General features: G+C 53.6%; 11 protein-coding genes and 8 pseudogenes. 15 read left to right on the forward strand and 4 right to left on the reverse strand.

The genetic code is table 11. The features are described from left to right. The 6 genes and pseudogenes from KVH01_RS28385 to KVH01_RS28410 all read left to right on the forward strand — a co-directional run. Window positions 1-418: hypothetical protein (locus tag KVH01_RS28385; RefSeq protein WP_217883696.1), on the forward strand; the 418-nt coding region annotated here is incomplete at its 5' end. Window positions 419-519: 101 nt separating this feature from the next. Then, a pseudogene (locus KVH01_RS28390) lies at window positions 520-615 on the forward strand (transposase domain-containing protein); the annotation flags it as partial. 67 nt (window positions 616-682) lie between these two features. Next, window positions 683-862, forward strand: coding sequence for an IS66 family insertion sequence element accessory protein TnpB (tnpB, locus tag KVH01_RS30380; protein WP_264083797.1), 180 nt, complete (start codon window positions 683-685; stop codon window positions 860-862). A gap of 60 nt (window positions 863-922) precedes the next feature. Continuing rightward, window positions 923-1042, forward strand: a pseudogene (locus KVH01_RS30740) (IS66 family insertion sequence element accessory protein TnpB); the annotation flags it as partial. A 17-nt stretch (window positions 1043-1059) separates the two neighbouring features. Next, window positions 1060-2460 (forward strand): annotated as a pseudogene (tnpC, locus tag KVH01_RS28405) (IS66 family transposase). An 821-nt stretch (window positions 2461-3281) separates the two neighbouring features. Beyond that, window positions 3282-4243: pseudogene (locus tag KVH01_RS28410) on the forward strand (IS5 family transposase); the annotation flags it as partial. 576 nt (window positions 4244-4819) lie between these two features. Here the strand turns inward: KVH01_RS28410 and KVH01_RS28415 are convergent. Then, a pseudogene (locus tag KVH01_RS28415) lies at window positions 4820-5308 on the reverse strand (recombinase family protein). A gap of 198 nt (window positions 5309-5506) precedes the next feature. Here KVH01_RS28415 and KVH01_RS28420 point away from each other — a divergent pair. The 7 genes and pseudogenes from KVH01_RS28420 to KVH01_RS30765 all read left to right on the forward strand — a co-directional run bounded on the left by KVH01_RS28420 (window position 5507) and on the right by KVH01_RS30765 (window position 8812). Further along, window positions 5507-5746, forward strand: a complete 240-nt coding sequence (locus tag KVH01_RS28420) for a ribbon-helix-helix domain-containing protein (RefSeq protein WP_217883697.1) — start codon at window positions 5507-5509, stop codon at window positions 5744-5746. Beyond that, window positions 5746-6156 (forward strand): annotated as a pseudogene (locus KVH01_RS28425) (putative toxin-antitoxin system toxin component, PIN family). The gene KVH01_RS28420 and the pseudogene KVH01_RS28425 overlap by 1 nt, the downstream one beginning before the upstream one ends. A 3-nt stretch (window positions 6157-6159) precedes the next feature. After that, complete coding sequence (locus KVH01_RS30745; protein WP_404822114.1) at window positions 6160-6432, forward strand: DUF4158 domain-containing protein; 273 nt, start codon at window positions 6160-6162, stop codon at window positions 6430-6432. Between the two features lie 199 nt (window positions 6433-6631). Then, entirely contained in the window at window positions 6632-6886 is a 255-nt protein-coding gene (locus tag KVH01_RS30750; protein WP_404822115.1) for a hypothetical protein, read from the forward strand. After that, window positions 6879-7223: a hypothetical protein gene (locus KVH01_RS30755; RefSeq protein ID WP_404822116.1), complete on the forward strand. Its 345-nt coding sequence runs from the start codon at window positions 6879-6881 to the stop codon at window positions 7221-7223. The genes KVH01_RS30750 and KVH01_RS30755 overlap by 8 nt, the downstream gene beginning before the upstream one ends. 115 nt (window positions 7224-7338) lie before the next feature. Then, window positions 7339-8598 (forward strand): annotated as a pseudogene (locus tag KVH01_RS30760) (Tn3 family transposase). Further along, the gene (locus tag KVH01_RS30765; RefSeq protein WP_404822118.1) at window positions 8561-8812 is read left to right on the forward strand and encodes a Tn3 family transposase; all 252 of its coding nucleotides are present in this window, start codon (window positions 8561-8563) and stop codon (window positions 8810-8812) included. Before KVH01_RS30760 ends, KVH01_RS30765 begins: the two are co-directional and overlap by 38 nt. Here KVH01_RS30765 and KVH01_RS28435 read toward each other — a convergent pair. Further along, a pseudogene (locus tag KVH01_RS28435) lies at window positions 8759-9612 on the reverse strand (IS5 family transposase). The gene KVH01_RS30765 and the pseudogene KVH01_RS28435 overlap by 54 nt on opposite strands. Before the next feature lie 793 nt (window positions 9613-10405). Between KVH01_RS28435 and KVH01_RS28440 the strand changes: the two are divergent. Next, window positions 10406-11281, forward strand: a complete 876-nt coding sequence (locus KVH01_RS28440) for a hypothetical protein (RefSeq protein ID WP_217883698.1) — start codon at window positions 10406-10408, stop codon at window positions 11279-11281. A 57-nt stretch (window positions 11282-11338) separates the two neighbouring features. Here the strand turns inward: KVH01_RS28440 and KVH01_RS30175 are convergent, their stop codons facing one another. Next, window positions 11339-11560 (reverse strand): DUF2514 domain-containing protein, encoded by a 222-nt coding sequence (locus tag KVH01_RS30175; protein ID WP_264083798.1) that lies wholly within the window; start codon window positions 11558-11560, stop codon window positions 11339-11341. Window positions 11561-11673: 113 nt separating this feature from the next. Here KVH01_RS30175 and KVH01_RS30180 point away from each other — a divergent pair, with 113 nt between their 5' ends. Further along, the gene (locus KVH01_RS30180) at window positions 11674-11952 is read left to right on the forward strand and encodes a hypothetical protein (protein WP_225924413.1); all 279 of its coding nucleotides are present in this window, start codon (window positions 11674-11676) and stop codon (window positions 11950-11952) included. Between the two features lie 608 nt (window positions 11953-12560). Here the strand turns inward: KVH01_RS30180 and KVH01_RS28450 are convergent. Beyond that, a protein-coding gene (locus KVH01_RS28450) for an IS5 family transposase (protein ID WP_225924418.1) occupies window positions 12561-13468 on the reverse strand; the annotation gives its coding sequence in 2 pieces (ribosomal slippage) (window positions 12561-12694 and window positions 12694-13468; 909 coding nt in all). Window positions 13469-13578: the final 110 nt, after the last annotated feature.

Below are 13578 nucleotides of genomic sequence, written 5' to 3' on the forward strand. Positions count from 1 at the left end.
CAATGGCACCGTCATTGACGTGATCCAGGTGCCGGTGGAACCGAAGAATCCGACGGGGCCGACTAAGCCTGGGTATGTGAAGCCTGGTACGACGTTGCCGGTTGATCCGAAACAATCCCGTTTCGGAGCGGGTCCGAATTTGTCTTACTTGTACCGCGATGCGCAAAAGTTTGCAGTCGAGGAGGTGGGCTCCTATATCGAGTTTGTGAATAGTGAGCATATTGCCGTGGACCGCAACGGTATTCCGAAGGTATCCCGTCAAGTAAGAGCAATTGATGGTAGCCCAGTGTATGTCAAGGACGATGGAACGTTTACAACAGATGTTCATGGTGGGCGCTTGCCGAGTGGTGTGTTGCTGATGAATAACCGAGGTATAGTGGTTGACGAAAAGGGCCATCCTTTCGAAACACCAAAATAAAACCAACAAATCTTATAGCCCTTTTTAAAAAGGGCTATTTTTTTACCTGCGACTATTCGTAAGCTGTAAAAGGCCGGCGACAGGTCGTAAGGCGCAAGTGAGAGACCGCTAAAGTCAATGGCCAGGAGCCTTATACGTGGCTACGGCACGTGCTGGAAAGGTTGCTACAGGCGCGGTCGGAAGTAAGCGATCCATGATCCAACTTCCAAGCCCGAAATTGAAGCCTGATGCTGTGGTCCCGATTCTTTCAGGAACCAGCACACCATGATGCCACCCGACGCCAAAGCCGAAAAAGTCTATCTCTACCTCAAACCGGTGGATTTTCGAAAATCCATCGACGGCCTCACCGCCATGGTCGAGCTGGATATCAAAGTCGCGGTATTCGACCCGGTGCTTTTTGTTTTTCTGAATCGCCACCGTACCCGAGTGAAAATCCTATATTAGGAGCGCAACGGCTTCTGCCTTTGGTTCAAGCGCCTCGAATCTGAACGGTTTAAAACATCTCCCGAGGCCACCGACGAAGCCATCGTGTTGAGCGTCCAGGAATTGAACTGGTTGCTCGACGGCTTTGACCTCTGGCGCAACCGTCCGCATCAGGTTTTGACTCCAAGATTTGTCGCCTGACGGGTATAATTTGCGGCATGATTTCTGTGTCTTATCAACTACCTGATGACCCTGCTGCGCTCAAGCAATTGCTTGCTTACATGCAGTCCAAGGTCGCGGTTCTCCAAGAAGAGAACGCGCTGCTTCGCCAGCGTCTGTTCGGGCGCAAGTCTGAGCAAAGTGCTGATTCGACGACACCACAACTAGCGCTGTTTGACGAAGCAGATAGTATTGCTGCCCGAACACGAACTGACCTGTGCCTGCGGTTGCCGCAAGCATGCCATCGGCGAAGAAACCAGCAAACAGCTGGATATCGTGCCGATGCAGATCCGAGTGATCAAACATATCCGCAAGGTTTACGGCTGCCGTGGCTGCGAAACGGCCCCGGTCACCGCCGACAAACCGGCGCAGTTGATCGAAAAGAGCATGGCCAGTCCGAGCGTGTTGGTGATGTTGCTGACGACTAAGTACGTCGATGGCTTACCCTTGCACCTATTCGAAAAAGTCCTTGGTCGTCACGGCATCGATATCCCGCGCCAGACCTGGCGCGCTGGGTGATCCAATGCTGCGAGCGCTTCCAGCCTCTACTTAACCTAATGCGTGATCGATTACTGGAAAGTCCGGTGATCCACTGCGATGAAACCCGCGTTCAGGTACTGAAGGAGGTGGATCGAGAGCCGACCAGCCAATCTTGGATGTGGGTACAAGCCAGCGGCCCACCGAATCGCAAAGTCGTGCTGTTCGACTACACCTCCAGTCGAGCGCAGGACGTGCCACTGCGTCTGCTGGAAAGTTATCGCGGCTACGTGATGACTGATGATTACGCGAGTTATAACGCATTGGCGTTGCAACCGGGCGTGGAACGGCTGGCGTGCATGGCTCATGCGCGGCGCAAGTTCGTGGACGCACAAAAAGTGCAGCCCAAGGGTAAAACCGGGAGTGCTGATATCGCGCTGACGATGATCAACAAGCTGTACGGCATAGAGCGTGAGCTCAAGGACATCAGCGATGAACAGCGATTTATCGGTCGTCAGGAAAAAAGCCTGCCGATCCTGGCCCAGTTGAAAAGCTGGCTGGATAAAACCCAGCCGCAGGTCACGGCACAAAGTGCGTTAGGCAAGGCCGTGCATTACTTGGCAAGCAACTGAAGTCGTTTGGAGCGCTATGTCGAAGCCGGTTTTTTACCCATAGATAACAATGCGGCTGAAAGAGCGATAAAGCCGTTTGTCATCGGGCGCAAGGCCTGGCTATTCAGCGATACGCTCAAAGGCGCTACCGCCAGCGCTCAGATCTATAGTTTGGTCGAGACCGCTAAAGTCAATGGCCAGGAGCATTATACGTGGCTACGCCATGTGCTGGAAAGGTTGCCGCATGCACAGGCGGTGGCCGACTACGAAGCGCTACTGCCATGGAACTGCTCGCCAGAGATGCCACGGTAAACGAGGTGGTTGTCTTGCGGTAGGGGGAGTTCATGGATCGCATACAGTCGGAAGAGGACTACGAAGCGCTATTGCCGTGGAACTGCTGGCCAGAAATGCTACGGTAAACGAGCTGGCAGTCTGTTGGACCGTGTGGTTCATGAATCGGATACGGCCTATCTGATACTGGCCAAGCGGTATTTGCAACGGGCGGCGGGGTAAATCAGTCCGAAAGGCGGGGCTGACCCGAAAATCAGCAAAATGAGGGTGAAAGTCGGCCTCAAAAATGTAAAGTAAGGCGGAAGGTTGAAAAAAGCGGCTTGGAAATGGGGGCGCTGCGAACGTGTTAATTGTTCAGCGCCTCATTAACGTCTTGTCCGGGGTCAGTTGATCCACTACAAACGCCGTATGAAAAAAGTCTGGAGTTATCAATTTATTTCAGGCCTATATCCCTTTCAAAAATAGCCACGTGATTATGATTAACAGTGTCGTCAGCGCGAGAATGTCAAGAGTTTTCGATGGTTTAGGCTTCTGCGGCGACTCGTTAAACATTGGATCGTGAATGTGCCGGCTCATGAGATATCCATGCTGATTTATGCGTTTGTTTAGGGTGTATCTTGATATGAGCTGTGGTAAAAAACTGTAGGACATTTCCTTTGTGCTTGCAGAAATTAGCCTTAATTTGGCCGGGCCGTTATCGCAGTATTCTTGTAACTCCTGCGTATTAACCGAGGGTAGGCTTCAGATGGCGGCGATTGCCAAGATAGCGCTTTAAGGAAACTCTGAAAAAGACTTTCTGATTTGGCAGAATCGCCGGACACCAGTCGCCGAGCTTTTCGATGATGAAACAGATGACCTTTGCCGACACCGAGTACGCAAGCAGACCCGCAAGGAGTTGTTCCTGATCGAGATGGATCAGGTCGTACCCTGGAAGAGTTTGATCGCCTTGATCGAGCCGCACTATCCAAGGGTGAAGGTGATCGTCCGGCCTATCCGTTGAGGGCGATGTTGCGCGAGCACCTGATGCAGAACTGGTTCGACTGCAGCGATCCTGCGATGGAAGAAGCACTGTATGAAACGACCATCCTGCGCCAGTTTGCGGGTCTGAGCCTTGAGCGGATCCCGGATGAGACCACCATCCTCAATTTCCGTCGCCTGCTGGAAAAACACGAGCTTGCCGCTGGAATTCTCGCTGTGATCAATGGTTATTTGGGCGACCGTGGTCTGTCGTTGCGCCAAGGCACCATTGTGGATGCCACTCTGATTCATGCGCCCAGCTCAACCAAAAACAAGGATGGCAAGCGCGCCCCGGAAATGCATCAAACCAAGAAAGGCAACCAATATTACTTCGGTGCCAAGGCCCACGTCGGGGCCGACGATGAGTCTGGCTTGGTTCATAGCGTGGTGGTCACGGCGGCCAATGTGGCGGACGTCACGCAGGTCGACAAACTGCTGCATGGCGAAGAAAACGTGGTCTGCGCCGACGCGGGTTATACCGGGGTCGAGAAGCGCGAAAAGCACGCGGGGCGTGAGGTTATTTGGCAGATTGCAGCCCGGCGCAGCACCTATAAAAAGCATGGAAAACAGAGTGCCTTGTACAAAGCGATACGCAACATCGAGAAAGCCAAGGCTCAGGTTCGTGCCAAGGTCGAGCACCCATTTCGGGTGATCAAGCGCCAGTTTGGCTATGAAAGGTGCACTTTCGAGGGCTGGCCAAGAACACGGCTCAGCTGCTGACGTTGTTCGCCTGTCAAACCCGTGGATGGCGCGTCGACATTTATTGGAGGGCACAGGAGAGATGCGCGCTTTCCGTGCTGAAACGGGGGGCACAGCTCATCCTGATACTTTCGCCAACCCAAGTGTGAAATCGCGTTCGGAAACTACAGCGTGACCTGTATGTGAAAGCTAAGACAGAGTCAGACTTTCGCTTCTACAGCCTGTGGGACAAAGTGTATCGAATCGATGTACTGGTCATCGCCTACCAGCGTTGCCGCGCAAACCGAGGCAGCCACGGTGCGGATGGTCAGCGATTCGATGACATTGAAAGCATGGGGCCGATGGAGTAGCTGGCTCAGCTACGCGAGGAGCTGAAGTCGGGTGGAATCGACCTCAGCCGCTGCGGTGGGTATGGATACCCAAAAAGAACGGAAAGCTTCGTTCCTTGGGGAGCCTTGTATTCGAGACCACGTTGTTCAAATGCCTGTCAATCTCACACCCCAAGCGCTTTTCGAAGCGGATCGGCATCATCCATTGCCGGTGGGGCTGTAATGCCGAGCTACTGGAAGGTTTTTGTGGGTGTGCCGATTAGTACGTCGCGATGCCGGAGGTAGCGGTAAAGCGTGCTTTTGGATATGCAATTTCCTGCCAATGGCACCCACACTTAACCGACACTCGCGGTACAGGGTTTCTGCGGCCATAGCCCTGCTTCCGCTTGAGCGGGCTGTCCCTTCGGACGACCACCGACTCGACCACGCGACCGTGCAGCGGACAAGCCTGCTTGTGTGCGTTCACTGATCAATTCGCGCTCGAACTCTGCCAGCGATGCGAATAGGCTGAAAACAAAGCGGCCTTGCGCATGAGTGGTGTCGATGGGGTCATTCAGTCTTTTCAGGTCAACGCTACGAGCGGCCAATTCACCGACCAGTTCGACCAGGTGCTTTAGCGAGCGTCCTAGACGATCCAGCGACCAAATCCCTACGGCATCACCGGCTCACATATGAACCAATAATTTATTCAGTACCGGACGTGCGCTTTTTGAGCCGCTGGCAACGTCTTGATAGAGCCGCTCGCACCCTGGCTTTTTCAGAGCATCGATCTGTAGGTCTGCGTTCTGATCCCGAGTACTCGCCCGTGCATAGCCAATTTTCATCAAAAGTACCGTTTACTCAACTGATAAATTGAAAATAGAACCTTGATCAACGATACCAGTATTTAAACCATAATGAGGGCTAACTCAAAGCAGGGCAGGTGTTTCGTTAAAGTTCGATAAAACGAGGGTTTTATCGAACCGTTGTAACTAAACAAGGTACGAGTGTATAAACGCACAAACACTGTTTCTGGAAAAGTCATGAGTACCACTCGCTGTAATATCGCAGTCTCTACTGACACCGACCAATCGCTTCGCATGTTTCTGGTCAGCCAAGGCGGTGGCCGTAAGGGCGATCTGTCGCGCTTCGTCGAAGAGGCGGTGCGGGCACAAATCCTGGAACTGAGCGCCGAACAGGCCAAGGCTTCCAACGCCCATCTAAGTGAGGCAGAACTGACTGAAGCGGTTTATGAGGCGCTCTATTGGGCACGTAAGCGCTGATGTGGGTCGTATTGGATGCCAACATCCTTTTCAGTGCGCTGATCTCACCGCATGGGGCATCCTGATGCAATCTATCCGGCTTGGCGTGCGGCCCGTTTTGAGGTAGTCACCTCACGGGCGTAGCTCGATGAAATTCGTCGCGCCAGTCGTTAGCCTAAGCTTCAGGCCATACTGCAGCCTGCCAAAGTGGGGGCCATGATCAATAACCTGCAACGCGCAGTGGTATTGGAGCGGTTGGTTATTGAGGTTGAAGCCGATGATCCGGATGATTCCTTTCTGCTGGCCAGGCCTAGGTGGGTAATGCGGATTATCTGGTAACCGGTGATCGCCGCGCAGGCCTCTTACAACGCTGGCATATCGAACGCACGCGGATTGTCCCCCCCGCTTTGTTCTGCGCCGAGGTACTGTGATCGATGCCGGTTAGCTTGCTGACTCAGGAGCAGCGCGACAGCTTTGGTCGCTACATCGATGCGTCCAGCCGTGATGAACTGGAACGGTACTTCCACCTGAGCGATGAAGACCGGGACGCCGTCCAAGTACTATGGGGTAACCATAACCGTATGGGCTATGCCGTTTTGCTGACTACTGTCAGCTTCGTGGGCGCTTTTCCGGACAAGCCCACGGCTGTGCCTGTGGAAGTCCTGCATGTGCTTTGTTGGCAATTGGCAATCGCCGATCCTGACTGACTCGCGCGTTACAGCGATCATCGTCGATGGATATATGCGGCCGATATCCAAGAGCGCTATGGCTATCGCCACTTTACTGACCCAGGTATCGGCTTTCGTTTTGAGCCGATGGCTGTATGCCCTCTGCTGGATGGGCACTGATCGGCCTGGAGTGCTGTTTGCACGAGCGACCTCATGACTGTTCACGCAGAAAGTCCTATTGCCTGGTGTTTCCCAGTTAGAGCGTTTCATTGCCCAACTGCGTAGTCGGGTTGAAGAACGCCTCTGGTACGTCTTGGGTCGCAGCGTGACCGAGGAACAGAGACAGCAGCTACAAGACCTGCTTCCGGTAGCCGAAGACAACCGCAGTTCACGGCTGGATCAACTACGCTTTGGCCCGGTGATGGTCAGTGGCCCCACACTGATTCGGGCGCTGCGTCGGCTCGACGATGTGCGCGGGTTGGGAAGTGCTTGAGGCGCTGCTGCGTGATCTCTTCAACAATGCAGAGAAGGCTGATAAGAAAACTCGGCGGCGTAGTCTAAAAGACCTGGATCGTTCGGCGGCAACGCTCGCCGCCGCGTGCAAGGTCGTACTGGATAGCTCGATCAGCGATGACAACGTCCGTGCCCGGCTGTTCAATGACCTGCCACGTGTCACGCTGGAGAAAGCCCTAGATGAGGTCAACGCCTTGATCCGGCCGGCCAACGATGTGTTTACCTCGCTCTGGAGGAGCGCTACCGCAGCGTGCGCCGTTTCCTTCCCGACATATTCGCTTCGGCTTCAGCCCTGCTGGCAAGGGAGTGGCTGCTAGTCTGGACTGGTTGCAACTGAACCTGCACCGTAGGAAACCGGAAGATGGTGCGCCGCAGGAAATCGTGGCCAAGGCTTGGCAGAGGCATATCACCCGCGAAGATGGCTCCCTCGACATGGGCGCCTATGTATTCTGCACGCTCGATGCGCTGCGCAGTGCTCTACGCCGCCGCGATGTTTTTGTTTCAACCAGTTGGCGCTGTGCCGCCCCGCGTATCGGTCTGCTTAATGGTGAAGAATGGCTGTCAGCACGACCGATCATCTGTCGCTCACTGGGCTTGACGATCGACGCCAAAACGACCTTGGATGCCTTGTCTGGCGAGCTGGATGCGACTTGGCAGGCCGTCGCCGTCCGCCTGCCCGACAAACCTGCGATCCAGTTGAGCGAGAACACCGAGGGTAAAACCGAGCTGTCCCTCGGGGCGCTGGACAAGCTGGAGGAGCCGAACTTGCTGCTGCAACTGCGTGCAGCCGTGGCCGACTTGATGCAGCGTGTCGATCTGCCGGAAATCATATTAGAAATCGCCGTCCGTACCGGTTTCGCTGAAGCCTTCACCCATGTGTCTGAACGCAGTGCACGGGCTGATAACCTGGTGACGAGCTTGTGCGCAGTACTCTTGGGAGGAGCCTGCAACACCGGTCTGGAGCCATTGATCCGCAACGTCGACCAGGCGTTGCGCCGTGACCGGCTGTCCTGGGTCAGCCAGAACTACTTCCGTGACAACACTCTATCAGCAGCCAACGCATTGGTGGCTGCGCTAGCCAACTAGAACTGGCTCAGGTCTGGGGCGGCGGAAGTGGCCTACGCCGACGGTATGCGTTTCGTTGTACCGGTGCGCACCGTGCATGCCGGCTCTAACCCAAAGTATTTCGGTACCGGTCGGGGCGTCACCTGGTACAACCTGATTTCCCACCAGTTCTCCGGTCTGAACGCCATCACGGACCCCGGCACTCTGCGTGACAGCCTGGTATTACTCGCGGTCGTGTTGGAACAACAAACCGAATTGCTGCCAACACAAATCATGACCGATACCAGTGCCTACAGCGATGTGGTGTTCGGGTTGTTCCGTCTGCTCGGTTATCACTTCTGCCCGTGCCTAGTCGATGTCGGCGGTACCCGCTTCTGTCGCACGCGCTCAGAAGCCGATTACGGCAAGCTTGACGGACTGGCTCGCCAGTCTGTCAAGCCCTACCTGATCGCCGAGCACTGGGACGACTTGTTACGCTTGGCGGGTTCGCTCAAGCTCGGCCGAATACCGGCGACAGGCATCATGCGCAGGTTGCAAACGGGGGGATCGCCCGACCCGTCTGGTTCAGGCGCTGGCAGAGTTAGGACGAATCGAGAAAACGTTGCACACGCTGATCTACATCGATGACGAGTCCAAGCGCCGCGCCACCCTGACCCAGCTGAATCGCGGCGAAGGCCGGCAAAGCCTGGCCCGCGCCGTGTTTCATGGTAAACGCGGCGAGCTTCGCCAACGATATCTCGAATGGCAGGAGGATCAACTCGAAGCCTTGGGCCTTGTGGTTAAGGTGCTAGGCTCTGTACGAAAAGTATTGCCTTACACACCGCATGGCACTGGCCAATAAGACCTTTGCTTCAAAACTTTTCGCGAGCTTGTCGAAACGCGTAACGATGCGGCGGCTCTCCTTCAGCCATCCGAACATGCGCTCAATGACGTTGCGCTGCCGATATTTGGGGCGATCGAACAGTCTGGGCAAACCCGGCTTGGATTTGCGCTTCATGCTTCGCAACGGAATCGCTGCCTGCATACGATACCGATCACAGTACCGACGCAGAGCCTCAGCGTCGTAGCCCTTGTCGGCCAACAGCCATCGGAAGCGTTTGCGAGGACGGCCACGCAAGCTTGGGATGTAAGCCTCATCCAGTAAAGGTTGCGCGTAGGCAATATTGCTGGCTTGCCCGCCTGACAGCAGGAAGCGCAGCGGCACGCCATTGGCGTCGCATAGCATGTGGATTTTAGTTGTCAGGCCGCCCCGGCTGCGTCCGAGCGCGTGATCTTGCGGTTCTTCAGGCCCCCTTTTTTCCCGGCGCCTGATGAGGCTCGGGTTGCTCGTACCGCACTGGAGTCGATCATCCATGTTTCTAGGTCGATCAACCCCTGTTGGTTTAATCGGATATGAAGCCGCTTGAGCATCTGATCAAACGCTCCGCTATTACGCCAGTAACGAAACCGTTGATAGACCGTTGACTAAGGACCGAATTGCTCGGGTATATCCCGCCAGGCCGCGCCATAGCAGAGTACCCAGAGGATGCCGTTAAGCATCAGGCGATCATTGTCTCGCGGGCGCCCGGTACGGCGGGTTTCGGTGAAGATATCTGCGACCAAATCCCAGGCGGCATCGGGGATTTCGTAACGCTTTGCCATACGGGCCTCCAGTATGTTCCGCATAGCACCTATTTTACTCGTTCAGACTTTTCGTACAGAACCTAATTCAGAAACTGCTCGGACACCTCCTGATAAATCAGGACTTCAGCGTAGCGCAAGGCCGGAAAATTGAATTAAACAGCGTCTCCCTAAGCTTGGCAAATATTACTGCCTCCTAAGAGGGCTACACTCAATGCTGTTACGCTTTCTGTCAGTCTATACTCTAGTTGTAGGTCATTAGATGACGATATTCATGTTTTTCGCATCAAAACTAATTTACGTTACTTAATGACCCTGTACTTACAGCCAGTAAGCACTGCCTTTATAGGATGGGCAGCACGCAAGGCGCGCTTGGAGGCATGCCTGCTGACTCTGCATCCGAACAAGTCGAAGGCTATCTTCCAATCCAATAAAAATCTGGGGGGTTGCGTACAATCCCGATAAGGTGGTGCATGACCTGGCGGCGCTCAGGGCGCAAGACAGCGTCCAATAGTTTCCACCCTCTAGCCCGCTACTGATCAGCAGCAGGCTCATCTACGGCATCCTGCTGGCCAAACACCAATCCCTATCGATACGTCGTACAAATTACATCAGAAATTCGAACCGAATGAACTTTGGTTCAGGCAGCTCTCATTCTTTAGTACAGCTGGAAATCCAAACGCCTCCTGCTACGCTGCAAACGGGCCACATCAAACAAACCGATGGTAGCGCCTAAAAGAAACTTCTCCAAACAGCAACATCTAAGCTAGAGAGTTCCAACATGCATACAAGCACAAGTAGAATTTCGTCCAACATGATCAAATATGAAGTAAAAGAGCCGCACCTAGAAAAGATCAGCGATGAAAAAGTTTTAAAAATTACCCAGGAAGTTATTATTCACAACAAATCAACCATCGACATCCCAAACGCTAGCTTTCTCTTTGGGTTCTCCCACTCTATACCTGGGAACTGGTCTTCAGATAAATTCAAAGCTACAGCCAGAGATAGCGCTGGCCACATCGTATTTAAACAGCCAGAGTCCGTAAATCTCATGGATTTAAATATTTCATATCCAACGATGCGAGCTTTGAACCATTACATGGATCATCACCAAACAGCTTCTGTCCCCCTAAAGCACAATGACGCCATCAGCATTACTGTAGAAAATCAAATCGACATTCCCGACCATAAAGAATATGTCATTCCAACGGTCAAAAGCGTCCATGTGGGAACTCCACTATTTGACCTGGGAAGCACCGACAAACCACGCCCAACATCTAAAGTACCTTGCTATGAGTTCTCCTCCAATAATCGGACAGAACTTCCAACTGCATTTACACACGACTACCATATAACCAATCATTTAAGCCCGCTGTTTGACGAGCCTGTTCTTTTTAAACTTCTAGATTTGGTCGTACATGACTACAACAAAGTCACCTTCAAGAAAGGCAACATTGTAGGCCACAAATTGACAATCAAATCCTTAGCACAAAAAAGCAACGCCAACGCGCCCGCAGGCCAGATCGGCGACCCTGACTGCGAAATCCAATTAAAAATAGACAATACCGGAAACGAAAAAACAGTTTCCATCTTCACATTGGAAATCCCAAAATATGAAGGCGGGCTAGAAGCCTACACGTTCGACTTCGATTTTTTCGGCATCCCCGCCACTCAAATCACGCCTGCTTAAATTGCCCCCGTGGGCAACATCAACCTTTGTAACTTTTTAATGACGGCACGAAAAGTATTACAAAGACGATGCCATGCCGTCCGCGTTGCTTGAACAGCTTAGGCCGATATCGGTATGGCGATATCGGCATCCTTTCACTTCTGACGCAGCACCCTCACTTCCCAAAAAAACATCATAACTTCGCTCACACGCCAGTCCAGCTCTTCTGGCTCGGTCATAAGCCGCAGTCAGCTCTCCCGCTCCTTTGTCAGCCCGCTGGAACAGGTCGGAGAGCACCATGGCGGCGCGGGTGGCAGACGCGCTCGCTGGACAGCACCGGGACCGCAGGCGCCATTACCGGATCTGGCGACAACTCTGGCCGCGATGTGCAGCCGCTGACCAGCAGCATCAGCATGACCGGCATCAGCCTTTTCAGCTTTGTTCTCGCGCATAGCTTTGCACTTTTTCAGCTACCGCTTGGCGGCGTTGCTCTTAGTTCTGGCCAGGCGCTCAGCGCTGGTAATGGCCTGGGCTTAAGCATTGACCAACTCGGCCAACCTTCCCTCGTAGCGCCAAAAAATCTGCACGTGCCAAGCCCATGGCAAGGCAATTCGGCAAGTCAGTGCAGTGAGACGCTGGTACTGGATCACGGCTGGGCTCTAGTCATTCCTGATGCTGTCTGCTTGCCGTGATCAAGCTATGGTCGCCGCAAGAAAACCATATTCAAGACTGTAAGGATTTCTTCTGGTGGTACAGACATCATCAATCACAGTGGATAGGGGGTTTGAAGAACAGCAGATACCCGATGGGTAAAGCGAATCCATAAGCCCAGCCTTGGGCGTTTTGATTGCCAACCTTGATTTCTCCTTTGACCACGGGCTGGACGCTGACCAGCTCCCAGCCTTCGCTCCCTAATTGAGCAAAGCGGCTTTTTGACGTTCAGAATTTTCCAGAAAACTCTGTGTGTCGGGTTCAGTGGTGGGCTCTTCGGACTTGAACATGAAGAGCTTTTTGGTTCTGACAACGTACTGAAAGGGAGAGAACTCAGTGTGGTATCCAAATTTCTGACGGCCCATGGCAACGTCCTCAATGTGCAGAGCTACCAGGGTTTCAATAATGACCGCGTGCCAGCAATCTGAAATAGTTTGTTGCTAAGGAAGGTCTGAAGTAGTCAGCGATTTTTGATGCCCTCCTTGGTTGAGGTTCAAAAAACGCTGGCCTGGTCAGAAATCAGATCTTTCCTGTTCTTAACTCATCGTTTCACCCTTGAACAACGCCTTTTCAAGGCGCTTTTCCCACATTACAGGCGCACCTCTGCCGCAACCACCAGCCGTTTTCGCATCATCCACAGGTTCGACAGGGCAAATAGCGTGGCCTGTTGCGCGGTGTTTTTCATCAGGCCGCGAAAGCGCACTTTCGTATAGCCAAACTGACCTTGATGACCCGAAACGGATGTTCAACCTTGGCGCGTACTTGGGCCTTGGCGTATTCGATCTTGCGCCGCAGACGACTGATCAAACTCTGTTTTCCGTGCTTTTTGTAGCTGCTGGGCCGCGCCGCAATCGACCAGATCATCTTGCGATTCTGATGCTCAGGACGCTTGTCCACGCCGGTGTAACCGGCATCGCCCGACACGTAAGACTCCTCGCCATGCAGCAACTGATCGACCTGCGTCACGTCCGCCACATTGGCCGCCGTGCCCACCAGGCTATGCACCAAGCCGGATTCGGCATCAACGCCGATGTGCGCTTTCATCCCGAAGAAATAATGATTTCCTTTCTTCGTCTGGTGCATTTCGGCATCGCGCTTACCGTCCTTGTTCTTGGTCGAACTTGGCGCATGAATGATCGTCGCATCGACCACCGTACCTTGGCGCAGCATCAAACCACGGTCGCCCAGGTAGCCGTTGATGACCTGCAAAATCCCGCCGGCCAACTCATGTTTTTCCAACAGACGTCGGAAGTTAAGGATCGTGGTTTCGTCAGGAATCCGATCCAGATGCAGCCCCGAAAACTGGCGCAGAATCGTCGTCTCGTAAAGTGCTTCTTCCATCGCCGGATCGCTGTAGCCGAACCAGTTCTGCATCAGATGAACCCGCAGCATGGCCATCAACGGATACGCCGGACGACCACCGTCGCCCTTCGGATAATGCGGCTCGATCAAGGCAATCAAACCCTTCCAGGGCACGACATGATCCATCTCGATCAGGAAACGCTAGCGGCGGGTCTGCTTACGTTTGCCGGCGTACTCGGCATCGGCGAAGGACATCTGTTTCATCGGGAATCAGCCGTTCAGTTCTTGTGAGGCGTGTATTTCAC

Origin of the sequence: Pseudomonas khavaziana (genome assembly GCF_019145205.1) — a bacterium.
Classification (GTDB): domain Bacteria; phylum Pseudomonadota; class Gammaproteobacteria; order Pseudomonadales; family Pseudomonadaceae; genus Aquipseudomonas; species Aquipseudomonas khavaziana.